At 66.9% G+C, this 24,097-nt stretch carries 26 protein-coding genes, 1 tRNA gene and 1 riboswitch; of the genes, 14 read left to right on the top strand and 13 right to left on the bottom strand.

The annotated features are described in order from the left end of the window. Nucleotides 1-3: 3 nt before the first annotated feature. The gene (locus tag ACM9LZ_RS05720; protein ID WP_416618385.1) at nt 4-399 is read left to right on the top strand and encodes a hypothetical protein; all 396 of its coding nucleotides are present in this window, start codon (nt 4-6) and stop codon (nt 397-399) included. Between the two features lie 60 nt (nt 400-459). Here the strand turns inward: ACM9LZ_RS05720 and rpoH are convergent, their stop codons facing one another. Together rpoH and ACM9LZ_RS05710 are read right to left on the bottom strand one after the other, a co-directional pair. Beyond that, nucleotides 460-1,344, bottom strand: coding sequence for an RNA polymerase sigma factor RpoH (gene rpoH / locus ACM9LZ_RS05715; protein ID WP_416618384.1), 885 nt, complete (start codon nt 1,342-1,344; stop codon nt 460-462). A gap of 127 nt (nt 1,345-1,471) precedes the next feature. Continuing rightward, nucleotides 1,472-2,455, bottom strand: a complete 984-nt coding sequence (locus ACM9LZ_RS05710) for an RluA family pseudouridine synthase (RefSeq protein ID WP_416618549.1) — start codon at nt 2,453-2,455, stop codon at nt 1,472-1,474. 125 nt (nt 2,456-2,580) lie between these two features. Between ACM9LZ_RS05710 and ACM9LZ_RS05705 the strand changes: the two genes are divergently transcribed. The 3 genes from ACM9LZ_RS05705 (at nt 2,581) to ACM9LZ_RS05695 (ending at nt 4,186) form a co-directional block, all read left to right on the top strand. Beyond that, nucleotides 2,581-2,979, top strand: a complete 399-nt coding sequence (locus tag ACM9LZ_RS05705; protein WP_416618383.1) for a hypothetical protein — start codon at nt 2,581-2,583, stop codon at nt 2,977-2,979. A 44-nt stretch (nt 2,980-3,023) separates the two neighbouring features. Next, a complete protein-coding gene (locus tag ACM9LZ_RS05700; RefSeq protein ID WP_416618382.1) occupies nt 3,024-4,052 on the top strand; it encodes a threonine aldolase family protein in 1,029 nt (342 codons plus the stop codon). 58 nt (nt 4,053-4,110) lie between these two features. Continuing rightward, nucleotides 4,111-4,186 (top strand) — tRNA-Glu (locus ACM9LZ_RS05695). A gap of 112 nt (nt 4,187-4,298) precedes the next feature. On the opposite strand, the gene ACM9LZ_RS05690 is transcribed toward ACM9LZ_RS05695, so the two are convergent. The 5 genes from ACM9LZ_RS05690 to ACM9LZ_RS05670 all read right to left on the bottom strand — a co-directional run bounded on the left by ACM9LZ_RS05690 (nt 4,299) and on the right by ACM9LZ_RS05670 (nt 9,839). Further along, nucleotides 4,299-5,429, bottom strand: a complete 1,131-nt coding sequence (locus ACM9LZ_RS05690) for a THUMP domain-containing class I SAM-dependent RNA methyltransferase (protein WP_416618381.1) — start codon at nt 5,427-5,429, stop codon at nt 4,299-4,301. Between the two features lie 113 nt (nt 5,430-5,542). Then, a complete protein-coding gene (locus tag ACM9LZ_RS05685; protein ID WP_416618380.1) occupies nt 5,543-7,054 on the bottom strand; it encodes an AMP nucleosidase in 1,512 nt (503 codons plus the stop codon). Nucleotides 7,055-7,177: 123 nt separating this feature from the next. Continuing rightward, the gene (fliG, locus tag ACM9LZ_RS05680) at nt 7,178-8,200 is read right to left on the bottom strand and encodes a flagellar motor switch protein FliG (RefSeq protein WP_416618379.1); all 1,023 of its coding nucleotides are present in this window, start codon (nt 8,198-8,200) and stop codon (nt 7,178-7,180) included. A gap of 184 nt (nt 8,201-8,384) precedes the next feature. After that, on the bottom strand, nt 8,385-8,903 hold the full coding sequence (locus tag ACM9LZ_RS05675; RefSeq protein WP_416618378.1) for a hypothetical protein: 519 nt from the start codon (nt 8,901-8,903) through the stop codon (nt 8,385-8,387). Between the two features lie 123 nt (nt 8,904-9,026). After that, entirely contained in the window at nt 9,027-9,839 is an 813-nt protein-coding gene (locus tag ACM9LZ_RS05670; RefSeq protein ID WP_416618377.1) for a glycine zipper 2TM domain-containing protein, read from the bottom strand. A gap of 224 nt (nt 9,840-10,063) precedes the next feature. On the opposite strand from ACM9LZ_RS05670, the gene ACM9LZ_RS05665 reads away from it, so the two are divergent. The 6 genes from ACM9LZ_RS05665 to ACM9LZ_RS05640 all read left to right on the top strand — a co-directional run bounded on the left by ACM9LZ_RS05665 (nt 10,064) and on the right by ACM9LZ_RS05640 (nt 15,543). Continuing rightward, nucleotides 10,064-11,344, top strand: a complete 1,281-nt coding sequence (locus tag ACM9LZ_RS05665) for a 3-deoxy-D-manno-octulosonic acid transferase (RefSeq protein WP_416618376.1) — start codon at nt 10,064-10,066, stop codon at nt 11,342-11,344. Beyond that, complete coding sequence (lpxK, locus tag ACM9LZ_RS05660) at nt 11,344-12,342, top strand: tetraacyldisaccharide 4'-kinase (protein WP_416618375.1); 999 nt, start codon at nt 11,344-11,346, stop codon at nt 12,340-12,342. Before ACM9LZ_RS05665 ends, lpxK begins: the two co-directional genes overlap by 1 nt. Then, nucleotides 12,329-13,231, top strand: a complete 903-nt coding sequence (locus ACM9LZ_RS05655) for an LpxL/LpxP family acyltransferase (RefSeq protein WP_416618374.1) — start codon at nt 12,329-12,331, stop codon at nt 13,229-13,231. Before lpxK ends, ACM9LZ_RS05655 begins: the two co-directional genes overlap by 14 nt. A 61-nt stretch (nt 13,232-13,292) precedes the next feature. Beyond that, nucleotides 13,293-13,760 carry a putative quinol monooxygenase gene (locus ACM9LZ_RS05650; protein ID WP_416618373.1) on the top strand — a complete coding sequence of 156 codons (468 nt, stop codon included), beginning with the start codon at nt 13,293-13,295 and terminating at the stop codon, nt 13,758-13,760. Between the two features lie 117 nt (nt 13,761-13,877). Continuing rightward, complete coding sequence (locus ACM9LZ_RS05645) at nt 13,878-15,104, top strand: acyl-CoA desaturase (RefSeq protein WP_416618372.1); 1,227 nt, start codon at nt 13,878-13,880, stop codon at nt 15,102-15,104. Nucleotides 15,105-15,234: 130 nt separating this feature from the next. Continuing rightward, nucleotides 15,235-15,543, top strand: coding sequence for a hypothetical protein (locus ACM9LZ_RS05640; protein ID WP_416618371.1), 309 nt, complete (start codon nt 15,235-15,237; stop codon nt 15,541-15,543). 118 nt (nt 15,544-15,661) lie between these two features. On the opposite strand, the gene ACM9LZ_RS05635 is transcribed toward ACM9LZ_RS05640, so the two are convergent. After that, nucleotides 15,662-16,426: a TlyA family RNA methyltransferase gene (locus tag ACM9LZ_RS05635; RefSeq protein ID WP_416618370.1), complete on the bottom strand. Its 765-nt coding sequence runs from the start codon at nt 16,424-16,426 to the stop codon at nt 15,662-15,664. Nucleotides 16,427-16,491: 65 nt separating this feature from the next. Here ACM9LZ_RS05635 and ACM9LZ_RS05630 point away from each other — a divergent pair, with 65 nt between their 5' ends. Next, nucleotides 16,492-16,629, top strand: a complete 138-nt coding sequence (locus tag ACM9LZ_RS05630; protein ID WP_416618369.1) for an entericidin A/B family lipoprotein — start codon at nt 16,492-16,494, stop codon at nt 16,627-16,629. A gap of 65 nt (nt 16,630-16,694) precedes the next feature. Here the strand turns inward: ACM9LZ_RS05630 and ACM9LZ_RS05625 are convergent, their stop codons facing one another. The 5 genes from ACM9LZ_RS05625 to ACM9LZ_RS05605 all read right to left on the bottom strand — a co-directional run bounded on the left by ACM9LZ_RS05625 (nt 16,695) and on the right by ACM9LZ_RS05605 (nt 21,316). Then, entirely contained in the window at nt 16,695-18,035 is a 1,341-nt protein-coding gene (locus ACM9LZ_RS05625) for a M16 family metallopeptidase (RefSeq protein ID WP_416618368.1), read from the bottom strand. Nucleotides 18,036-18,043: 8 nt separating this feature from the next. Then, nucleotides 18,044-19,483: a M16 family metallopeptidase gene (locus ACM9LZ_RS05620; protein ID WP_416618367.1), complete on the bottom strand. Its 1,440-nt coding sequence runs from the start codon at nt 19,481-19,483 to the stop codon at nt 18,044-18,046. A gap of 123 nt (nt 19,484-19,606) precedes the next feature. Beyond that, nucleotides 19,607-20,209: a manganese efflux pump MntP gene (locus ACM9LZ_RS05615; RefSeq protein ID WP_416618366.1), complete on the bottom strand. Its 603-nt coding sequence runs from the start codon at nt 20,207-20,209 to the stop codon at nt 19,607-19,609. Nucleotides 20,210-20,213: 4 nt separating this feature from the next. Continuing rightward, nucleotides 20,214-20,390, bottom strand: a riboswitch (yybP-ykoY riboswitch). Nucleotides 20,391-20,464: 74 nt separating this feature from the next. Beyond that, nucleotides 20,465-20,830, bottom strand: a complete 366-nt coding sequence (locus ACM9LZ_RS05610; RefSeq protein WP_416618365.1) for a hypothetical protein — start codon at nt 20,828-20,830, stop codon at nt 20,465-20,467. A 15-nt stretch (nt 20,831-20,845) separates the two neighbouring features. After that, nucleotides 20,846-21,316: a hypothetical protein gene (locus ACM9LZ_RS05605; RefSeq protein ID WP_416618364.1), complete on the bottom strand. Its 471-nt coding sequence runs from the start codon at nt 21,314-21,316 to the stop codon at nt 20,846-20,848. Between the two features lie 348 nt (nt 21,317-21,664). Here ACM9LZ_RS05605 and ACM9LZ_RS05600 point away from each other — a divergent pair, with 348 nt between their 5' ends. The 3 genes from ACM9LZ_RS05600 to ACM9LZ_RS05590 all read left to right on the top strand — a co-directional run bounded on the left by ACM9LZ_RS05600 (nt 21,665) and on the right by ACM9LZ_RS05590 (nt 24,096). Beyond that, nucleotides 21,665-22,507, top strand: coding sequence for a hypothetical protein (locus ACM9LZ_RS05600; protein ID WP_416618363.1), 843 nt, complete (start codon nt 21,665-21,667; stop codon nt 22,505-22,507). A gap of 130 nt (nt 22,508-22,637) precedes the next feature. After that, a complete protein-coding gene (ftsE, locus tag ACM9LZ_RS05595; RefSeq protein WP_416618362.1) occupies nt 22,638-23,336 on the top strand; it encodes a cell division ATP-binding protein FtsE in 699 nt (232 codons plus the stop codon). Nucleotides 23,337-23,388: 52 nt separating this feature from the next. Then, a complete protein-coding gene (locus tag ACM9LZ_RS05590) occupies nt 23,389-24,096 on the top strand; it encodes a pseudouridine synthase (protein ID WP_416618361.1) in 708 nt (235 codons plus the stop codon). The last annotated feature ends 1 nt before the right edge of the window (nt 24,097 follow it).

The following is a 24,097-nucleotide window of genomic DNA, read 5'->3' as shown; positions in this document are numbered from 1 at the left end:
ACCATGCCCATCATGGACCGCGACACTCTCATCGAATTGCTGAACCGCCTGGGCGATGCGGATGATCAGGCGGTGCTGGCCGCCGCCCGCACGATCCATGCCCGCGTCAGCGATTCCGGCTATGGCTGGAACGACCTGCTGGTCGGCGCCGCGCCGGAAGCCGCGCCGGCACCGGCCGCGCCAGCCGCGGCGGCATCAACGGCATCCGCTGCCCCCGTTCTGCCGGTCGAAGGCGATATCCTCACCATCATCGACGGGCTGCTGGCCCATCCGGAAATCTCCACCGACACGCGGATCGACCTGCAGGACATGCGGCAGGAGGCGGAGGCCGGAACATTGGACCCCGGCGATGACAGCTATGTCCGCGCCCTGGCCGCACGGCTTTCCGCGGACCGGTAGCATCCTGCCGCAGGCGAGGCAGGGGACGGGCCGCATGCCGCCCCCCGATGACGGGACGGGTCAGGCGAGTTGCTGGGCCACGGCCGCCGACTTGATGGCCTTTTGCAGCTTCTCGAAGGCCCGCACCTCGATCTGACGCACGCGCTCCCGGCTGATGCCGTAATGCTGCGACAGGTCTTCCAGGGTCGTCGGCTCCTCGCGCAGGCGGCGTTCCATCAGGATATGCCGCTCCCGCTCGTTCAGCCCCTTCATGGCGTTGGTCAGCAGGGCTTTGCGCTTGCCCAGTTCCTGTTCCTCGCCCAGGCGGATTTCCTGGCTTTCCCGCTCATCCACCAGCCAGTCCTGCCATTCCCCGTCACCATCGATGCGCAACGGCGCGTTCAGGGAATGGTCGCCGGCGGCCAGGCGCTGGTTCATGGAAACGACGTCGGCCTCTGGCACGTCCAGCGTGGTGGCGATCTTCGTCACCACCTCGGGCGGCAGGTCGCCATCATCGATGGCCTGCATCTGGCCCTTCAGCTTGCGCAGGTTGAAAAACAGCTTCTTCTGCGCGGCCGTCGTGCCCATCTTCACCAGCGACCAGGAATGCAGGATATATTCCTGGATCGCAGCCCGGATCCACCACATGGCATAGGTGGCCAGACGGAAACCCCGGTCGGGCTCGAACCGCTTGACGGCCTGCATCATGCCGACATTGCCTTCCGAGATCAGTTCCGACACAGGCAGGCCATAGCCGCGATAGCCCATGGCGATCTTCGCCACCAGGCGCAGATGGCTGGTCACCAGCCTGTGCGCGGCCTTCGTGTCCTCATGCTCGCGCCAGCGCTTGGCCAGCATGTACTCCTCATCCGGTTCCAGCATGGGGAACTTGCGGATCTCCTGGAGATAGCGGCTGAGGCTGCTTTCCGAACTGACGACGGGAATGGCGGGAACAGAAGCGGTCATGGTTACCCCCTTCACATAAGGCTGGTCAGCGCCACCGGCCCGACAGGCACCGGCAACGACATGCAATTCACGAACACAGGCGCCTGGCGCCCGTCCATCAAGGCACGGATGTCATGCGCGATGGCCATCATACCATCTCCAGCGCAGACGTTAAGTCCTTGAAATCATCCGGTAACACAGTCGTGAAACCGACCTTTCGGCCCGTTGCCGGATGGATGAACTCGATCGCGGCCGCATGCAGCGCCTGGCGGGGGAAACCCTCCAACGCACGGCGCTGCCCGTCGCCCAGCCCGCGGGTGCGGCCAGGCCGGATACGGCCATAGACGGGGTCGCCGACCAGCGGATGGCCGGCATGGGTCATGTGGACACGGATCTGATGGGTGCGGCCCGTCAGCAGCTTGCATTCGATCAGTGCCGCCGCCGGGCCCAGCGGGCGGACCATGGCATAGCGGGTGATGGCCACCTTGCCGCCGCGTTCAAGCACGGCCATGCGCTTGCGGTCGCTGGGATGGCGGCCGATATTGGCGTCGATTTCCCCCGCACGCGGATTGGGCACGCCCCAGACCACGGCCTGATAGGTCCGCGACAGGGACCGGTCGGCAAACTGGGCTGACAGGGCCTGATGCGCCCGGTCGGTCTTGGCCACCACCATCAGGCCGCTGGTATCCTTGTCCAGCCGGTGGACGATGCCGGGCCGGCGCACGCCACCAATGCCCGACAGCCGGTCACCGCAATGAAACAGCAGTGCATTGACCAGCGTGCCATCGGGATTGCCGGCAGCAGGATGAACCACCATGCCGGCCGGCTTGTCGATGACCAGCACATCGGCATCCTCATGGATGATGGATAGCGGGATGTCCTGTGGCACGGGCAGGGCCGGCGCGCTGGCCGGAACATGGATGTCGTAACGCTGGCCGGCTTTGACCCGGCGGGAAGCGTCGTCTATGGTCTGTCCGCCTGTGCTGACATGGCCCTGGTCGATCAGGGCGCGCAGGCGGGAGCGTGACAGGCCAGCACCGGCCAGCGCATCCGCCAGCGCCTTGTCCAGCCGGTCGCCATCCTGGGGGGCGGCGATGTCGACCTGATGATGGGCGGCGGCCGTCGGGCCCATGCCGGCACCATCGGCGGCGGGGGACAGGAAATCCTCGTCGCACAGATCGTCATCCAGGTCGAATTCCAGGCCGGCGGGCGGGGTATCCGTCCGTCCGGTGGCTTTCAACTGGGGATATGTCGAACGTGCGCGCACTGAAAATCATCCTTATCCTGGGGGCCGTGATCATCGCGGCCGGCTTCGCCTTCCTGGGCTATGAAGTCTACAAACGTTCCACGGACCCCAGCCATCCGCGCAAGTTCGCCGATCGCTTCGGCACCGCTGCACCCAAGCCGGCGGATGTGCCTGTCGCACCGCACCCGGCCGGCGCCTCCGCCCAGGCACCATTGCCGGGCGCACCCGTCCGGGCGCCACTGCCCACCACCCCCGCGGTCCTGCCGGCGGGGGCGGCGCTGCTACCCGGCATCGCCGCCATCGACGGGCGGTTGGCCGTACAGGTGCGGCTGTCCGATGGCCGGACACAGGTCCTTCTCATCGATCCGGCCACGGGCGAGAATGGGGCCCTGCTGACCACGCTGCCGTGATGCATGTCACAATAAACCCCAAATCAAGGCGGAATGGACGTTAAATGAATTTCATGTCCGATAATGTGGCGGGTGCGGCACCGGAAATCCTGGCCGCCCTGACCGCCGCCAGCCAGGGGACCGCCCCGTCCTATGGGGCCGACGAATGGACACGGCGCCTGACGGCCCGCCTGTCGGCCCTGTTCGAGCGCGAAGTGGCGGTCTTCCCCGTGGCCACGGGCACGGCGGCCAATGCCCTGGCGCTGGCGGCGCTGGCCCCGCCCTGGGGCAGCATCTATTGCCACGCAGAAGCCCACATCCATGCCGATGAGTGCGGCGCACCGGAGATGTACACGGGCGGGGCCAAGCTGGTTCCCCTGGACGGCATCGATGGCAAGCTGGCCCCCGACACGCTGTCTGCCGCCCTGGAACGGGCGCCCAAGGGTTTCGTGCATGCCGTGCAGCCTGCCGCCCTGTCCCTGACCCAGGCGACAGAGGCCGGAACCGTGTACAGCCCGGCCGAGGTGGCCGCCCTGTCGGCCATCGCCAGCCGTCACGGGCTGCGCGTTCACATGGACGGGGCCCGCTTCGCCAACGCCGTGGCCTCGCTGGGCTGCTCACCGGCCGATGTAACCTGGCGCGCCGGGGTGGACGTGCTGTCCTTCGGCGCGACGAAGAACGGGGCGCTGGGGGCGGAAGCCGTGGTGTTCTTCGACCGCGACCTGTCGGCGGATTTCGGCTATCGCCGCAAGCGGGCGGCCCATCTGTTCAGCAAGATGCGCTTCCTGTCGGCACAGTTGGAAGCCTATGTGACCGACGGGCTCTGGCTGCACCTTGCCGGCCATGCCAACCGCATGGCCCGGCGTCTGGCCGATGGCCTGTCGGCCCTGCCCGGGGCCGAACCGGTGCATCCGGTGGAAGCCAACGAACTGTTCATCGCCCTGCCCGAACCGGTGATCGCCGGGCTGGAAGCGGCCGGCTTCGGCTTCTACCGCTGGAATGGCTCCGTCCTGCGCCTGGTGACCGCCTGGAACACCGAACAGGCCCATGTGGATGCCCTGGTGGCAACGGCGGCGAAATTGTCGGCCGGATGAAAAAACCGCTTGATCTTGAAACCGCCCTCACCTACAAAGCGCGCCTCGCACGGCTCTAGTCCCCATCGTCTAGAGGCCTAGGACACCGCCCTCTCACGGCGGTAACAGGGGTTCGAATCCCCTTGGGGACGCCAAGCGCCTCAAAAACCCCGCCGCATTCCGGCGGGGTTTTTGCGTTACGCCCCTCATTCGCGTTACGCCCCCCAATGGCCGGCCCCCCAATGGCCGGCAAGGCGACCACGCGGTTCACCCCCCGCCCAGCACCCCCGTCCGGTACAGCGTTACCGGCAGGCCGCCATGGGATATGGCAGGTGTCGGTGGCAGGAAGGGAAGGTCGGTCACCCGGGCCAGGGCGGGCTCGTTGGTGATGATGCCGACGCGCCAGCCGGCGAAACGGTTCAGCAGCACCTTGCCCAGCGTGCCGTAAAGGGCATAGAGCTGGCGCGTATCGCCGATGCGGCCGCCATAGGGGGGGTTGACGATGACAAGGCCGGGTGGGCCGTCCGGCGGGTTCAGGTCGCTGATCGAATGCGCCCTGAAATCGGTGAGGGCGGCCACGCCGGCGCGGTCGGCATTGGACTGGCTCATGCGGATGGCACCGGCGTCACGGTCGCTGCCGTAAAAGCGCAAGCGGGCGGGAGCCGCATCCACCGCCGACGCCCGGTCGCGGAGGGCGACCCAGGCGGCCTCATCGAAACCGGCCAGTTGCTGGAACGCGAAGGCGCGGGCCCGGCCGGGTTTCAGCCCGGCGGCGATCTCTGCCGCCTCGATCACGAAGGTGCCGGACCCGCACATCGGGTCCACCACGGGCTCGCCCCCCTTGTATCCACATTGGCGCAAGAACATGGCAGCCAGATTTTCGCGCATCGGGGCTTTGTTCACGGCCTCCTTGTATCCGCGCTTGTGCAGCGCCTCCCCCGAACTGTCGATGCTGAGGGTGCAGAGATCATCATCGATGCGTGCCTTGACCACGATCACGGCATCATCGGCGATGGGGGTCCCCAATTCCTCCTGGATGGCGCGGGCGATACGCTCCGCCGCCGCGCCCGCATGATAGATGCGGGATTTGTTGCAGCTTGCATCCACCCGGACCGGCTGGTCCGGGCGCAGGAAGTCCGCCCAGGGGAATTTGCGCGCCCGCTTGTCCAACTGGGCCAGGTGCAGGGCACGAAAGGCCCCGATGCGGACCAGCACGCGGGCCGCCCCGCGCAGTTCCAGGTTGGCGCGCCAGACATCGGCCCAGGTGCCGCGCGTCGTCACCCCGCCCTTGCCGGGTTGCGGCTTGGTGAAGCCGGCCGCCTTCATCTCCGCCGCCAGGGGCATTTCCAGCCCCGGCGTGGTCACGACATAGATTTCAAGATCGTCGGTCTGTTCCATGGCGCCTTCATATCCCGGCACCGGCATGGCGGCGAGGGCTTTCTTCGCCCTGTCGAATGGCGCCGGACAGGGGACGGGCGGCGCAGCGGGGCCGGCCCGTCCCCTGTTCCTTCCTACTGGAACGCCGCCTCCGCGAAGCTGCGCAGCTTGCGGCTATGCAGCCGTTCCAGCCCATAGTCGCGCATCTTCTCCATCGCCAGCATGCCGATGGCCAGATGCTGATCCACCCGGGCCCGATAGAAATGATTGGCCATGCCGGGCAGCTTGATCTCGCCATGCAGCGGCTTGTCCGACACGCAGAGCAAGGTGCCATAGGGCACGCGGAAGCGGAAGCCGTTGGCCGCCACCGTGGCGGATTCCATGTCCAGCGCGATGGCGCGCGACTGGCTGAACCGCTGCACGGGCTCGCTATGGTCGCGCAGTTCCCAGTTGCGGTTGTCGATGGTGGCCACCGTGCCCGTGCGCATGATCGATTTCAGTTCCCAGCCTTTCAGCCCTGTCACCTGCTCCACGGCCCCTTCCAGGGCCACCTGCACCTCGGCCAGGGCCGGGACGGGCACCCAGGTGGGCAGATCGGCGTCCAGCACCTTGTCCTCGCGCACATAGCCGTGGGCCAGGGCATAATCACCCAGCCGCTGGGTATCGCGCAGTCCGGCGCAATGGCCCAGCATCAGCCAGACATGCGGGCGCAGCACGGCGATATGGTCGCTGATCGTCTTGGCGTTGGAGGGGCCGACGCCGATATTGACGATGGTGATGCCGTTGCCGTCCCGGCGCTTCAGGTGATAGGCGGGCATCTGCGGCAGGCGGGCCACCTTCTGGCCTTCCGGGCCACGGTCGGGATGCACGGCCTGGTTCCAGGTGACATGGTCGCCCGGTTCGATGAACGCCTCGTACTGCCGGCGATAGGCCTGGGTGGCGGGATCGTCTGACGGCTCCATGATCTCCAGGCCCCGGCGCACGAACTCGTCGATATAGAACTGGTAGTTCGTGAACAGGACATAGTTCTGGAAATGATCGGGCTTCGTCGCCGTGTAATGTTTCAGCCGATGCAGGCTGTAATCGACGCGCGGGGCCGTGAACAAGGCCAGCGGCCGCGGCGCACCGGGCGGCGTGATATGCGTGCCATTCACGATGCTGTCATCCATATAGACCAGATCGGGCAGGTCGAAATGGTCGCGAAGCTGGTAGAGCCGCTCGGGCGTCAGGTCGCCTTCGACATGCATGCCCTCCGGATAGGCGAACTGTATGGGAATGGGCGTGTCACTGACGCCGACCTCCAGCGGGACGCCATGGTTCTTCACCAGCAGGGTCAATTGATGGTGAAGATAGTAATCGAACAGGTCCGGCCGCGTCACGGTTGTGCGGAACGTACCCATGCCATGCACGAAACCATAGGCCAGCCGGCTGTCGATGCGCGGCTCACTATCGATGCGGATCTGCACGAAGGGATAGAAGGCGCGAACCCGTCCCCCCAGATCCTCGCCACGGGCAAAGGCTGAAAACCGGTCACGCAGATATTCAACGGCCTGATCATACAGCGCCCGGACGCGGGCATAAGCAGTATCGGCGTCGGCGAAGCTTTCCACCGACGGTTCATCGTTTGAATTGTTGGATGAAATCACTGTGCAAGCTCCTTGGAGTTTGCACTTCTTTATGCGCCATGCCGGGGGGTGTTGGGAAGGGGGATTCTGTCCCCTGTCGGGACCGCCGGCCGGTCCTGGCATTTTTGCATCAGGATCGATGCATCAATAGACCAGTTCGTCCTCGCCCTTGCCGCTGGCGATGACGATTTCCCCGCGGGCCGCCATGTCCTTGGTAAGCTGGACCATGTACATCTGCGCCTCGTCCACGTCGCGCAGGCGCACCGGCCCCATGGCGCCCATATCCTCGCGCATGATCTTGGCCGCGCGTTCCGACATGTTGGTGAAGAACAGGTCCTTCAGCGTATCCGACGCCCCCTTCAGGGCCGTCGCCAGCTTCTGCTTGTCCACATTGCGCAGCAGGGTCTGGATGCCGCTGGGGTCCAGCTTGGACAGATCCTCGAACGTGAACATCAGGGCGCGGATGCGCTCCGCGCTGTCGCGGTTGCGTTCTTCCAGGGCAGCCAGGAAACGGCTTTCGGTGTTGCGGTCGAAGCTGTTGAAAATCTCCGCCATCATCTCGTGCGCGTCGCGGCGGTTGGTGCGGGCCAGGTTCGACATGAATTCGGTGCGCAGCGTGCGCTCGATATCGTCGATGACTTCCTTCTGCACCGCCTCCATGCGCAGCATGCGCATGATGACTTCCATCGCGAAGCTTTCCGGCAGAAGCTGCAGCACGCGGCCGGCATGGTCGCCCTTGATCTTGGACATGATCACGGCGACGGTCTGCGGATATTCGTTCTTCAGGTAGTTGGCCAGCACCTGCTCGTTCACATTGGTCAGCTTGTCCCACATGGTCCGGCCAGCGGGACCACGGATTTCCTCCATGATCTGGTCGACCTTGTCCTTGGGCAGGACCTTGGTGAGCAAGCGTTCGGTTGAATCGAAGGTGCCGACCAGCGAGCCGGTGGAACTGATCTGTTCGGCAAATTCCACGAACAGGCGTTCGACCAGGTTGGAACTGACCGAGCCCAGGTTGGCCATGGTCTGGGACAGTTCCTTGATCTCATCATCGCCCATCAGCGAGAAGAGCTTGGATGCGATTTCCTCACCCAGGGCCAGCATCAGGATGGCGGCCTTTTCGGGTCCGGTCAGACCGCGATAATCCTCACGGACACGCATCGCCATGGTGGCAACTCCAACGCCAGGACGGCCGGAAAACCGGGGCCGAACAAAAATCCGGGCACGAGTCTAGCACAGCGGAAACCCGAGGTGAATCCATCAAGAATGGTAATTCGCCGGGAAGGGCACGGGCCGGCCGCGCCCGACTGCGGCGCCCCGGCCCGTCACAACCGATCCGGGGAAAGGCCGGTCAGCGGCGGCCATCCCAGAAATGCAGCGGGGCCGACACCGACGGCAGGCCGGCGATATTCCCGTCATACATGTGGCGCAGGAAGCTTTCATTGTAGTTCAGGCGCGGCGTGGCGGCGGAATAGCCATAGGGCGTGTAATAGCCGCGATTGTTGGAATAGAACGGTTCCGCGTCATAGCCGAGTTGTCCATCACCCAGAAGCTGGTTGGACCGGCGGGCCCCATAGCCGCTGCTGAAGGCCGGCATGTTGCCGCCCACGGACATGGTCACGCCGGAACGGCTGGCGGCACCGCTACCGCCCTGGGTCAGGGCCAGAGCGGCGGCGGCATTCACCTCGCTGGTGGGCCGGGCATAGGACTGCGCCGCGGCACGTTCGCCGGGCGTCATCTCGCGGGCGATCGGCTTGAAACCGTTCACCGGCTGGTCAGCTTCCGCCGCCGCGGCCGGCATCACCACCAGCGGTACGGCCAGCAGGGCGGCCAGACCGGCGGAGCGGGAGCAGGAGGCAACGTTACGCATCAGGATTCTCCACTACCAGGCGGCATCTGCCGCGTACAGGAGGGACCGGGCCACACAGCAGGTGCCCGCACATGCCTATAAGGTCATGCCTGCGGGCGCTCGCGTCAAGGCCCCTTTGGTCGATCAGCCCACAATCTCCCAACTGCCGTCGGGCTGGCGGCAGGCGGTGCCATGGACGGACTGGCGCCGCCCGCCGATTTCGGCCTGGCTGGTATATTCCCGGCAATAGCGGCCGGGAGAGGCCTGATAGGTGCGGGTGGGCGTCAGGGTATAATGGGTGTTCAGGTCCGGATTGTGCCAGACCACCGGCTGGCCCGTCGGGGCACGTTCGAACGTCTGCACGACGCAGCCATGGTCGGCGGCGCCATAGCCGCCCGACAGGCTGTTGCCGATGGCCGCCCCAACCAGCACACCGCCCAGCGTCGCCGCCACCTGTCCGCTGCCACCACCGAACTGCGACCCGGCCAGCCCGCCGGCCACGGCGCCCAGCAGGGTGCCGACATTGTTGCCGACCAGCCGGCGGTCGCAGCGACCCCGGTCGATCCCGGCATTCAGGGCATAGAATTCAGGCATCCGGTGCCAGCGACGGCCGTAATGGCCATGCCAATGCTGTGGCTGGACCACATGGTAATGCACCACGGGCGGCGGCGGGCGATGATAGTGGCGATGCACCACGCGCGGCGGGGGCGACGGCTTGTGATAATGATGGTGGTGGTAATGCACCTTGGGCGGCGGGGCCGGCCGGTGGTGATCATGCCGGTGGTCCTTGCGGCCCCGGTCATGATGCCGGTCGTGCCCGCGGCCCCGATCGTGATCGCGCCCACGATCATGGCCGTGGCGGCCGCGATGGTCGTCCCGGTCGGCCAGCGCCACGCCGGCCGGCGCCAGGGCCAGAAGAACGGCCGTGACGGCCGCGAGCGGCAGGGAACTGCGCATGGGTCGATATCCCTGATGTTGATCCGGGGAGCGGGCCGGCACTGTCGGGCCGGGCCGGCACCATTTCTGGACGCGATCCTGTTGGGCGAACAAGGCCGGATTGGGGCAAGGGCTGGGCATTTCTCGGGTCCCGGTCCGATCCGGCGCCTGCATGCTGGCGGCCGGATCGGACCGCATGCTAGGTAGGATGATCACCTCGCTACCGAACATCAGCCCGACCCTTCATGCTGGAAAGCCTTTACCGTGGCCTGACCCGCCTTGCCGGGCCCGCGATCGACCGCCTGCTGGACAGGCGCGCCCGGCGGGGGAAGGAAGACCCCGCCCGCCGCCATGAACGGCTGGGCCGGCCGCGCCGCCCGCGCCCCGTCGGGCGGCTGGTCTGGGTGCATGCGGCCTCGGTGGGGGAGGCGCTGGCCGTGCTGCCGCTGGTGGAACGGTTGCTGGCCGGCCGGCCGGGCCTGTCGGTGCTGGTCACCACGGGCACGGTGACATCGGCCGAACTGATGGAAAGGCGGCTGCCGGGACCGGCGGCCTTTCACCAGTATGTGCCGGTGGACCTGCCCGCCGCGGTGGATGGCTTCCTGGACCATTGGCGCCCCGACCTTGTGCTGTGGATCGAATCGGAATTCTGGCCCAACCTGCTGGCCGGCATCCGCGACCGCGCCATTCCCTGCGCCCTGGTCAATGCCCGGCTGTCGCAGAAAAGCTTCATGAACTGGCGGCGTGTGCCGCACACGGCCCGGCGGCTGCTGCGCGTTTTTCGCCTGGCGCTGGCCCAGACGGCGGTGGAGGCCGAACGGCTGCACCGCCTGGGCATCGCGGATTGCCGGGCCATCGGCAACCTGAAATATTCAAGCGCGCCGCTGCCCGCCGCGGACGAGGCCATGGCGGCACTGCGCCAGGCCATCGGCGACCGGCCCGTCTGGACCTTCGCCAGCACACATGCGGGAGAGGAGGCGATGGCCATCGCCGCCCAGCAGGCGCTGCGCACCCGGCTGCCGGCAGCCTTGCTGCTGCTGGTGCCCCGCCACCCGGACAGGGGGGAAGCGGTGGCGGGCCTGCTCACCGCCGCCGACGCCCTGCCCTTCGCCCGCCGCCGCGCGGGTGACCTGCCGGGGCCGGGGGACGCCGTCTATCTGATGGATACGCTGGGCGAGATGGGGCTGGTCTTCCGGCTGGCGCCAGTGACCGTCATGGGTGGGTCCTTCATGCCGGTCGGCGGACACAATCCCATTGAGCCGGCCCTGCTGGGCAGCGCCGTGATCCACGGACCCCACATGTTCAACTTCGCCGAGGTGACGCAGGCCATGCAGGCCGAGGGCGGGCTGATGGAGGTGGACGGCCCGGCCGGCATCGCACCGGCCGTGGCGGGGCTGCTGTCCGACGCAACGGTCCGGCAGACCCGGGCGGATGCCGCCCTGGCCGTGGCCCGGCGGAATGCCCAGGCCGCGGACAGGGTGATGGCAGCGCTGGACCCGCTTCTGGCCGAGGCGGGGATCGGCTGATGCGGACACCTTCCTTCTGGTACGAACCGCCGGGGGCCGCTGCGACCCTGCTGGCGCCCCTTGCCCTGCTGTGGCGGGCCGGTGCGGCGTGGCGGGCCTGGCGGACAAAGCCACGCACAGCGTCCGTGCCCGTGCTGTGCGTCGGCAACCTGGTGGCCGGCGGCAGCGGCAAGACACCCGTGGTCATCGATCTGGTGACCCGGCTGCGGGCGCGCGGCCTGGCGGCGGCATCGCTGTCACGCGGGCATGGGGGCCGGCTGCCGGGTCCCGTCGCCGTGGACCCCGGACGGCACGGCGCCGGCGACGTGGGGGACGAACCCCTGCTGCTGGCAGCCCGCAACCCGGCCTGGATCGGCCGCGACAGGGTGGCCGCGGCCCGCGCGATGGCAGGGACCGGGCTTCAGGTCGTGGTCATGGATGACGGCTTCCAGAATCCGGGACTGCGCAAGGATCTGTCACTGATCGTCGTCGATGGCGCCAGCGGCTTCGGCAATGGCCGCCTGATCCCCGCCGGCCCGTTGCGCGAACCCGTGGCGGCGGGCATGGCGCGGGCCGATGCACTGGTGGTCATCGGGGAGGGGCCGGGGCTGGACGCCGCCCGTGCCGCCGGCGGTGAATGCGCTGTGCTGACGGCGCGGCTGCGGCCGGACCCTGCCGTAGCCATCGCCCTGGCCGGCCGGCGCGTGCTGGGCTTCGCCGGCATCGGCCGGCCGGGGAAGTTCTTTGCCACCCTGCGCGGCATCGGCGCGCAGGTGGTGGAAGAACATTCATTCCCCGACCATCATGTGTATGACGCAGCGGCGCTGGAGATGCTGTCCCGCCGCGCGCATGAAAGGGACGCCATCCTTGTGACAACGGAAAAGGACGCCATGCGCCTGCCCCCCGGCCTGCGGACAGGGATCACCGCCCTGCCCGTCGCCCTGGACTGGGACGATCCGGACGCGGTGGAACGCCTGCTGGACCGGCTGGAAACGGGGGCAGGCGATGGCCAGGCATAGCCGGCTGCGTCGCCGGTTCGACCGCCTGATCGGGTACCGCCTGCAGGCGGCGCTGGTGTGGCTGTTCATCCGCGCCATGCGGATTGTGCCGGTGGAGCGGGCCTCCGGCCTGGGCGGCGGTCTGCTGCGCCGGCTGGGGCCGCTTCTTTCCCGCTCGCGCCGCATGCGCCGCGACATCGCCCATGCCCTGCCCGATCTGGAACCGGCCGGCATCGACGCCATCATCACGCAGGCCTGGGACAATCTGGGCCGCACCTTCGCCGAATATGTCCATCTGGACCGCATCGCCGCCCGATACGACGCCCATGTCGAACTGCTGGGGGCGGAACATCTGCGGGCGCTGGTCGATGACGGGCGGCCGGGCATCGTTTTCACGGGTCATTTCGCCAACTGGGAATTGTGCGCCATGACCTGCGCCCGGCTGGGCCTGGACCTGACCTATGTGTTCCGCAAGCCCAACAACCCGTTCGTGGCCGACATGCTGGCCCGCGCCCGCGCGCCGCTGGGTGGCACCATGGTACCCAAGGGGCGGGAGGCGGCACGCGGCCTGATGGCCGCCATCCGGGCCGGCGGCCATGTCGGGCTTCTGGTGGACCAGAAGCTGAACGAGGGGCCGGCCCTGCCCTTTCTGGGCCGGCAGGCGCATACGGGCACCGTGCTGGCCGACCTGGCCCTGCGCTATGACGCGCCGGCCGTGCCGATCCGCGTCACGCGGCTGGGACCGGCCCGGTTCCGGGTGGAAGCCCTGCCCCCCCTGATGTTCCGTCGCACGGGCGATGCACGGGCAGACACGCTGGACGCCATGGCCCAGGTGAATGCGCTGCTGGGCGAATGGGTGCGCGAACAACCCGGACAATGGATGTGGCAGCATCGGCGCTGGCCGGATTGATAGGGGCGGACCTATGCTGGGCCGGCATCTGTCAGCCCTCCGATCGCACAGGACACCAGCCATGGCACCGGACGACATCCCCACCCCGCCACGGGACCGGCCCGCCTTGCCCGACAGGCGCGCCTTCATGGCGGCGGGCATGCTGTTCGCCCTGGCCCCCGGTGCGGCCGCCCAGCAAACCCTGCCAGGACACAAGGGAGATCAAGGAATGTATGGTCTGATCGGCCGCATGATCGCGGCCCCGGGCAAGCGCGACGAACTGGCCGCCATCCTGCTGGAGGGTACGGGCGGCATGCCCGGCTGCCTGTCCTATATCATCGCGGCCGACCCGGCGCATGCCGACGCCCTTTGGATCACCGAGGCCTGGGACAGCCGGGAAAGCCATGCCGCCAGCCTGAAGCTGCCGGCCGTGCAGGCCGCCATCGCCCGCGGGCGGCCGCTGATCGCCGGGTTCGACAGCCGGTCCGAAACCGTTCCGCTGGGCGGGCACGGGCTGGCGGCAGCGGCGGCCGTGACGGACCCGACCTGACCATAAGAACCGCCGGCCACGGGGCCCGGCCTGCATGCCCGCGTGAATTTGTCCCGAGGGTTGACGCCCACGGCATGCTATAAGACATCCCTTGCTGTTTTTGGAGCCCGACACCCCGTGACCGCACCGTTGGATACCGGCCGGCAGAACTCCCCGCCGGCGACACCTTCCCTGAACGCGAAGCCTCTGGCCGCAAAGCCCCTGGACGAAAAGATCAACTACGCCTCCATGATCCCGTTCATCCTGGTCCATGTCGCCTGCCTGGGCGCCATCTGGACCGGTGTGGCATGGCAGGATGTGGTGCTGGCGCTGGTTCTCTACGGTGCCCGCATGTTCGGCATCACGGGCGGGTATCACCGCTATTTCTCCCACCGTTCCTACAAGACCGGCCGGGTCGTGCAGTTCCTGCTGGCCTTCCTGGCGCAAAGCTCGGCCCAGCGCGGCGCCCTGTGGTGGGCCGCCACGCACCGGCACCACCATAAATATTCCGACACGGTCCATGACGTGCATTCGCCGCGGCACAAGGGTTTCTTCTATGCCCATGTCGGCTGGATCTTCACGGCAAAGCACGACAAGGCCGACTACCGCGCCATCGGCGACCTGACCAAATATCCCGAACTGGTCTGGCTGGACCGGCATTATTATGTGCCGCCCGTGCTGCTGGGCTTCGCCACCTGGGCGCTGTTCGGCTGGTCGGGGCTGGTGGTCGGCTTCCTGTGGAGCACAGTGGCGCTGTACCATGCCACCTTCTGCATCAATTCGCTGGCCCATGTGCTGGGCCGCCCGCGTTACCTGACGGGCGACGACAGCCGCAACAACTGGGCCCTGGCCATCGCAACCATGGGCGAGGGCTGGCACAACAACCACCACCATTACCAGTCCGCCGCCCGCCAGGGCTTCCGCTGGTGGGAGGTCGATACCTCCTATTACATCATCAAGGCCCTGCAGGCGCTGCGCCTGGTGTGGGACGTGCATGAGCCGCCGGCCTCGGTGGTGCGCAATGAGCAGCGCCTGGGCACCAAGGTGATCGAGGCCGCCGCCGCCCAGCTTGCCGCCAGCTTTCAGGTGGACAAGCTGACAGCCCAGGTCCGCGAGGCGCTGGCCCACACGCCGACCCTGGCGGAGATCGAGGAGCGGGTGCGTCAGGCCAGCGAAAGCGCCAAGGTGCGGGTCGAAGCGCTGGTGGCCAACATCCATCTGCCGCACCTGCCCACCACGGACGAGTTGCGCCTGCGGGCCAGCAAGATGTTCGTGCGCACGCCCAGCATGGACGACATCGTGGAGCGGGCCCGCCAGATCCTGGTGGCCAATATCTGCCGGCAACTGGCCACAGCCCCCGCCTGACTGGGGGCAATGTCTCTTCCCGCATATCCGACCCGTTGAATTGGTCACGGGGTTTCCTCTTCCCCTTACACCCCTTGGGACGTTAACCTAATGCCCAGGGGCGCTTCTTGACTTTCAACGGAAACTGACGATGACCCGTCTTACGACCTCCCTGCTGCTGGCCGCCGCCCTGGTGGCGGCCCCGGTCAGCGCCTTTGCCCAGTCGGCCCCGACCAGCGCGCCGACGGCCCCCGCCACCGATGCACCGCGCGTCAGCGGCGCGGCCGCGGGCGCCAACAAGGCCTCCTTCTTCGCGTCGGGCAACCTGATCCCGATGGCCGGTGTTGCCGCCGTGGCCGCGGCCGGCGTGATTGCCGCCACGATCGGCGGCGGCGATGACGAGGCTGGTCCCCCGACCGCCACGAGCACCGCGACGGCAACGGCAACGACGACGAACTGACCGTTGGCCTGACAATAAGGGGCGCGAACCCCGCCACCTTTCCAAGGTGGCGGGGTTTTTCATGCGCGGTGCGCGCCGGCGATGCCCATGGCGCGCGACCCGAAAGCGCCGATGCCGATCAGGCGTCCCGCCGGCCGGCGATCAGGAATTCCTTGTTGCCTTCCGGCCCCGTGATCGGGCTTTCAGTGATGCCCAGCACGGTCCAGCCGGGCTGCGCGGCGAGCCATGCCTGGATGCGGTCACAGACCTCCTGGTGCAGTTCCGGCTCCCGCACGACACCGCCCTTGCCGACCCGTCCCTTGCCCACCTCGAACTGCGGCTTGATCAGGGCCAGCAGAAAGGCGCCCGGCCGCGTCAGGCCCATGGCGGCGGGCAGCACCGTTTCCAGCCCGATGAAACTGGCATCGCAGACGACGATGTCGGCGGGATCGGGAATGATCTCCGCGGTGAGATGCCGGGCGTTGGTCTTTTCAAGCACGGTGACGCGCGGGTCCTCCCGCAGTTTCCAGGCCAGTTGGCCGTGCCCCACATCCACCGCATAGACACGCGCGGCCCCGCGCGTCAGCAGCACATCGGTGAACCCACCCGTGGAGGCGCCGACATCGACGCCCGTGAAACCAGTCGGATCGATTGCAAAATGATCCAGCCCCTTGACCAGTTTCAGGCCACCCCGGCTGACCCAGGGATGGTCCTGGCCCTTCACATGCAGGGATTGGCTTTCCGGCACCGTGTCCCCGGCCTTGTCGATGCGGCGCGTATCGGCATAGACCAGCCCCGCCAGGATCAGGGCCTGCGCCCTGGACCGGCTTTCCGCCAGACCCCGATCGACCAAAGCCTGATCCACCCTGACTTTCGCTTCCTTGACTTTTGGCGGTTTGGACATGCGGGCCCGGTTTTGCGATAAAGGGGTTACCTGGGATTGATAGTCCCTGAACCATGGATACGCCAATGAAACACGCCCTGATCATCGCATCGCTGACCCTCGCCGCCCTGTCGCTTTCCGCCTGCAACACGGTCGAAGGCGTGGGCAAGGACATAAAAAGCGCCGGCCAGGCGATCGAGGGGAGCGCGCAGGGGGCGAAGTGACGGCGGGTCGCCGCCGCGACCGATGGTCAACCATGTCGACCGTCGGTCGCGGCGGCTGAGGGGCGTCAATTGTAAAGCGTGCCGTCGGCCGTCACGCCCGCCGGCTGGCCCACCAGGATGGTGGTCAGCCTGGCCGGGTCCAGCAGGCGGGCCGCCACGCGGCGGACATCGGCCAGCGTCACGGCGTTGAGCAGGTCGTTGCGCTTGTTCAGATAATCGATACCCAGATTGTCCCGCTGCACCTGCAGCAGCAGGCCGGCAATGGCACCATTATTGGTGAATTGCAGCGGGAAGGAACCGGTCATATAGGTCTGGGCATCGCGCAGTTCTTCCTGCGTGATGCCGTTCTGTGCCACGTCGGCCCATATCTCCTTCGTGACGCTGAGGGCCTCGGCCGCCTTTTCATTGACGGTGGACCCGCTGACCGTGATCAGGTTGGCATGGTCGTAGCTGACCAGGCCGGACCCGATACCATAGGTCAGGCCGCGCTTTTCCCGGACCTCGTCCATGAGACGGGAAGAGAAACCACCGCCGCCCAGGACATAATTGAGGATGCTGGCCGCATACCAGTCGGGATCGGACCGGTCCAGGCCGGCATGGGCCATGATCATGACCGTCTGCGGGATGGGGCGGGGCACCAGGATGGTCTTGCCGGGGGCCGCCGGCACCGTGTCCGCCACGGGCGCCAGGGTGGCACTGGCCGGCAGTTCACCGAACAGCCGGTCAAGCAGGGGCGCCAGTTCGGCGGCGGTGATATCCCCCGAAACAGCCACCTTCAACCCGTCGCGCACCAAGCGCGTGCGGGCGAATTCCACCAGATCCTCGCGCGTGATGGCGGCCAGCGTTTCCGGCGTGCCGCGCTGGGGCAGGCCATAGGGATGGCCCGGGAACACTGTGTCGCCAAAGGCAAGCTGCGCCCAATAGCTGGGATCGGCCTGCGACCGGCGCAGGCTGGCCAGCAACTGGCCCCGCAGCCGTTCGATCGCATCCGGGTCGAAGCGCGGGCGGGTCAGCGCCAGATGCAGCAGGTCGAACGCCGTGTCCTTGGTTTCCACCAGCGTCGTCACGCGACCCACGAAGCCGTCACGGCCGGCGCTGAACGCCAACTGGATGGAATTGTCGTCCAGCCTGCCCTGGAAGGCCTGGGAATCGAGCTCGCCTGCCCCTTCATCCAGGGTGCTGGCCGCCATGATGGCCAGGCCCAGCTTGCCGGCCGGGTCGCGTTCCGTACCGCCCTGGAAGGCGAACTGCATGGCGATGATCGGGTTCTTGGTGTCGCGGACCAGCCAGGCCTCCACCCCGCCAGGGCTGACCACCTTTTCGATATCGATGGCGGCGGCGGGCAGGGCGGCAAACAGCAGGGCCGCAGCCGTCAGCAGCAGGGCGGCGGTCCTTTGCATCATCATCCGGGCAATCATTGGATGGTCCCCTGGTTGCTGGCGGGGGCGCCGGCCGGCGGCGCGGCGGCGGCCTCGGCCGTGACGGCGCCCGGCAGCAGGATGCCGGTGGCATGGTTGTCCCGGCCCAGGACGGTGCGGGCCGCCTCGTTCACCTGCTCCACGGTCACGGCATCGATCCGGTCGGGCCAGGCCTCCACATCCGCCACCGTCTGCCCCGTGGTCAGCGCGACGCCGAAGGCATAGGCCGGCCCCTGCAGGCTGTCGCGGGCGAAGATGGCGTCACGGCGCAGGCGCACCTTGGCGGACTGCACCTCTGCCGGCGTCACCCCGTCCTTCAGCAGCCGGGCCAGTTCGGCATCGATGGCCTTTTCCAGCGCCTCCACCTCCTGCCCCGGGGCCGGCGTGGCGGAGATGCCGACGGTTCCCAGGTCCAGGGCATAGGGATTGTAGAAAAGGCTGATCCCGGCTGCGACCTTCTGTTCCACCACCAGCGACCGGTAAAGCCGGCTGGTCGCCCCGTCGGCCAGAACCGTCTCCAGCACCTCCAGCGCGTGGGCAAGGCGGGTGTCCCCGGCATTGTAGCTGGGGGCCTTCCACAGGCGGGTCCAGTTGGGCTGGCGAACCTGATCGTCGGAAAGCGTGATGCGGCGCGCGCCCTCCGTCGGGGGTTCCGTCACGCGGACGCGGGCAGGGATATCCTCGGCTGGCCTGATCTTGCCATAGGTCTTCTCGGCCAGCGGCTTCAGTTCGGCCGCCGTGATGTCACCGGCCACGACCAGGATGGCATTGTTGGGCGCGTAATGCCGCTTGTAGAAATCAAGCGCATCCTGAGTGGTCAACTGCTCGATCTCGTGCATCCAGCCGATGATCGGCGTGCCATAGGGGTGATGCACGAACAGCAGGCTGTAAAGCTGCTCGTACAGGCGCGATGCGGGCTCGTTCTCGGTGCGCTGGCGCCGTTCCTCCTGGATCACCTTGCGTTCCGGCAGGACGATGGCGTCCGTCAGGCGCAGATTGACCATACGGTCCGCCTCCATCCCCATGACCAGTTCCAGCCGGTCGCGGGCGATATTCTCGAAATAGGCGGTATAGTCGTAGGAGGTGAAGGCGTTGTCGCGCCCGCCATTGCGGGCCACCGTGCGGGAGAATTCCGACGGCTTCATCTTGGCCGTGCCCTTGAACATCAGATGTTCGAGATAATGGGCCAGCCCGGACTTGCCCGGGTCCTCGTCGGCGGACCCGACCTTGTACCAGACCATGTGGCTGACCACGGGCGCGCGGGGATTGTTCACCACCACCACCTGCATCCCGTTCTTCAGCGTGAAGGTCTCCGGATCGAAGACGCGGGCGGCGGCGGGAAAGATCGCGGCGGCAACCGTCAGGGCCGACAGCGCCACCCCCGCGGCAAGCCGCCGCCAGCGGCGGTGGGGTGCGGGGCGTGCATTCTGGGTCACGGGGCTTACATCCTCCCGGCTTCAACGACAGGCATCCAATGTGGGGCCGCCCGCATGGATTGCCAATGGAATTCGCCAATGGAAGCTTGATGCACGCCCGTCACCCGGCAGGCCGCCGGCGGATCAGCCGCCGGCCAGCATGCCCAGATGTTCCAGCAGGATCTTGGTGCCCAGGCCCACCAGGGCGATGCCGCCGACAATCTCGGCGATACGGCCCAGGCGACCGCCCACGACCCGGCCCACCAGCATGCCGATGGTCGACATGGCGAAGGTGGCCGCACCGATGCACAGGGCAATGACCAGGATATTGACCTCCAGGAAGGCCAGGCTGACCCCCACGGCGGCGGCGTCGATGCTGGTGCCGACGGCCGTGGCGACCAGCGCCAGCGCCCCTGCCCGCCCTGTCCGGGCCGCGACATCATGCAGCGGCTGATCCCCGCCCGGCCCTTCCTCGCCACGGGCCATGGCCTCCCAGACCATGCGGCCGCCGACCAGGACCAGCAGGCCGAAGGCGATCCAATGGTCGATCGCCTCCACGAAGCCGGCAGCCACCATGCCCAACGTCCAGCCCAGCAACGGGGTCAGCGCCTCGATCACACCGAACACCAGCCCATGGCGCAGGGCCATCGGGACGGAGGGGCGATGTGCGACACCACGGCCGATGGATGCGGCGAAGGCGTCGGCCGACATGCTGAAGGACAGGATGGCAATGGCAGCGGGGGTCATCACGGGCAATCCACCGGGCAGGACACACAGCACGTCCATTCGCCCGGCCGGTGCGGACGATGAAGCGCGCTGGTCTTGCTAGGCAGATATCCAAACTGCTGATCGCGCCATGCCCGGCAAACCGGACAAGTATGTTGACGCGATCCCGGCCTTCCAGACCGGAAGCTACTCCCCAACGGGGGTTCGGGTACTCCAGAATGACGCGCTGCGTCAAGCGTCAGGGCGTCGCGGCCGGACGGCCCATCACGGGAACGATCATTTGGCCAAGCCGGAGGCACCCCAGAGCGGGGCGATGAAGCCGAGGCCCGTCGCCTTCGACAAGGCGTCCCACAGCGCCCCGACGACAGCGTTCCAGAGCTTTTCCAGGGTGACCAGCACGACGCCGACCAGCACCCGCAGCAAATTGGCCGCACTCTGTTTCAGACTATCGAGAAAGTAATCCTGAAGCGCGGGGCGGATACGCCCCGTGGCGATGCCGTCGGCAAGCAGGGCGGCCTGTGCTGCCAACCCCTCCAACTGCTGTTCGGAAAAGCCCGCCACGAGCTTGATATCCTTGCCCACGATGGCGGTTGCCTCGTTGGTGATCTGGGTGACCAAGGCACCCACGTCAAAATAGGCCATCACACACCCCCCTCGTTACTGGTCACGATTTAATGCGTTCTCGTACATCAGCGCCTGCTGGACATCGATGCTGAAGCCATTCTGGAAAAGCCGCGCCTCCTCCAGGCTCAGCCCCGCCTGCTGATCGGATTGCCGCATCATGGAAAAGTCGTTGGCAATCTTGGTCAGGATGTCGCCCGTCGGGGCGGCGAAGGTCTGCACCTTCGTCCAGTCCTTGAGCTTCGATTCCACGAATTTCGGCAGCCCCGCCGGATCGGGCCGGGCCCTGGCCAGATTGGCCAGGGCGGTGGCCTGTCCGATCAGGGCGGTATAGGTCTCCTCCCGCTTCTGGAAGGTGGCCTGCGGCACCCCGCCCGCGGTCTGCGCGAAAAGCTGCATGGCCTGCTGATTCAGGGTCTGCAAGCCCTGGACCAGGGCGGGGCTGTAGGCCGGCGCCAGTTGGGCGGCACAACCCGCCAGCAACCCACCCAGCAACAGAAAAGCCACCAGAAATCGCAACCGGACCAGCACAATTCCCGGGCCCGGTAAATATGCCGACACCGACCTCCACATGTCCCCACCCCGCTGATTTAAAGTTCTTAAAAAGCGTATCATTCGATAAAATAAATATTAGTAGCTATTAATAGATATATGACCTTCGAAGCCATGCAAAAAGCCGCCATCATGGCGACAGGGCGACATCGGCGGTGAAAATCGCTGTCACCCACCCGGCGGCATTGAAGGGCAACGGGAAAACAGGTAACGATTCCGCGCTGCGGGGGCGTCGGGTCGGCACAAGGGCCGGGAACCGCCTCCGCCTTGTGATTTTAAGGCTGGGCGCAGGAGACGATTGGCATGACGCGGACCTTCATCTCGATGGCGAAGACGGGTGGACAGGGCAAGACCCTGACGGCCCAGATGCTGGTGCTCCAGCACGAGCAGAAGGGCGTGCCGGTCAAGCTGGCGGCCGCGGACAGCGACAGCCTGAACCAGCGGTCCAAGTTTGGCCGCCTGTTCCACAATGTGAAGGAACTGGGCATCGGCGAGGACCTGACCAAGGTCAAGAGCTCCACCGACCCCAACCTGGCCATCAAATATTGGGACGAGTTCGGCCGCACGGTCCTGGAAGGCGGCTATGTCATCGATGTCGGCGCCAATGTCGCGGCCGAGCTGTTCTCCTGGGCGGAAGCGCGCAACGCCGGCTCTCTGCTGCGCCGCCGCAACTCGCCCCCCATCGACCTTGTCGTGACCACCAAGGCCGAGGGTCAGGCCATCGAGGATGCGCGCGGGCTGATCCAGTACAGTTTCGACAAGAGCGAGTGGCTGCCCGTCGGCCGCCGCTATGTCGTGCTGAACGAGGTGTCGGGTGGCTTCGCCGCCTATGAGAACGATCCCGGCTTCAAGCGGCTGAAGGCGTTCCAGGGCATGGGCGTCCATATGGTCACCATGAAGCGCTGTGAAAGCGATATCTGGAACCTGCTGGAGCGTGAGCTGATCTCCGTCCGCGACGCGCTGAAGATGACGGAAGTCGACCTGGAAAAGCGGTTCGGCATCGATGTCTGGACCGGCCATGGCGGCCTGACCGACCTGAAGGCCTGGGCCGACGAAACGCTGGCCGCGTTCGAGAAGGTGGGCCTGGTGCCGGTGCGTGACGGTGCCGGCGGCAATCTGGAAGCGGTGGGTGCGGGCTGTTCCTGAAAGGATCTGGTCCCGGAACCCGCGCGGGAGGAGGCCCCCACACCACCCCCGCGCAAGGGCCGGAAACGGAAATGACGAAGCCGGTCCCGTCGGCCGGGACCGGCTTCGTTCTTGAAGGGAGGATGGGCGCTTGGTCCGTTTCGAGAATGTCGGGTTGCGCTACGGCAACGGGCCGGAGGTATTGCGCGACCTCAGCTTCGAACTGGCGCCCGGATCCTTCCATTTCCTGACGGGACCGACCGGCGCTGGCAAGTCCAGCCTGCTGAAGCTGCTTTACCTGTCGGAAAGGCCGTCGCGCGGGCTGATCACCCTGTTCGGGGAACCCTTGTCCAAGGTGCCGCGGGAACAACTGCCCGACATGCGCCGCCGCATCGGCGTGGTGTTCCAGGATTTCCGCCTGCTGGATCATATGAGCGTCTTCGACAATGTGGCCCTGCCGCTGCGCATCGCCGGGCAGGGGGAAAAGCACACGCGCGAGGCGGTCAGCGAGCTTCTGGAATGGGTGGGGCTGGCCGACAAGCTGGACGCCCTGCCCCCGACCCTGTCGGGCGGACAGAAGCAGCTTGTCGCCATCGCGCGCGCCGTGATCACCAGCCCGCAACTGATCATCGCGGACGAGCCGACGGGCAATATCGACCGCGACATGTCGATGAAGATCATGCGGCTGTTCATCGAACTGAACAAGCAGGGTACAACCTGCATCGTGGCCACCCACGACTGGCCGCTGATCGACAAGATCAAGCGCCCCATGCTGGAACTGTTCGAAGGCAAGCTGGCCGAGGCCTCCTGGTGGCTGAAGCCCGACGAGACGCTGGAAGACCCCGCCTGACCCGCTCCGGTCCTGTCTCCGGCACCCTGATCCAACCCGCAGGAACATTCCCATGCGTCTTGTCCGCCTGATCGCCAACCTGGGCTATGGCAGCCAGCGCGACGTGAAGATGCTGCTGCGCGCCGGCCGTGTGACACGGGCCGACGGCACGATGCTGTCCGACGGGGACAAGGCGGACCACGCCGACATCCGCATCGATGAAGAAGCGCTGGACCCGCCGCAGGGGTCGGTGCTGATGCTGCACAAGCCCGCCGGCTATACCTGCTCCACCAGCGATCCGGGCCGGGTGGTCTATGAATTGCTGCCGGAACGGTTCCAGTACCGCAATCCCATCATGGCACCCGTCGGCCGGCTGGATCGGGATACGACCGGGCTGCTGCTGCTGACCGATGACGGGCAGTTGCTGCACCGGATCATCTCACCCAAGGCCAATGTGCCCAAGGTGTACGAAGCCGAACTGGCCCGCCCCCTGACGGGGGAGGAGGCCGGTATGTTCGCGTCCGGCACCCTGATGCTGAAATCGGAGAAGACGCCCCTGCTTCCCGCCACGCTGGAAGCGCTGGGGGAAACGCGGGCGCGGCTGACCATCAGCGAGGGGCGCTACCACCAGATCCGGCGCATGTTCGCGGCCGTGGGCAACCATGTGGAGGCGCTGCATCGCGTTTCCATCGGCGCCCTGCGGCTGGACGGGCTGGCGGAAGGGGAATGGCGGCTGCTGTCGCCCGGCGAGGTGGCGCGGGTCTTCGCCCCCGCCACCTGAA

The sequence above is a fragment of the Niveispirillum fermenti genome (genome assembly GCF_048066175.1).
Lineage (GTDB): Bacteria > Pseudomonadota > Alphaproteobacteria > Azospirillales > Azospirillaceae > Niveispirillum > Niveispirillum fermenti.
Note: the sequence above shows the minus strand (reverse complement) of the source record. Positions and strands in the feature narration are given on the sequence as shown.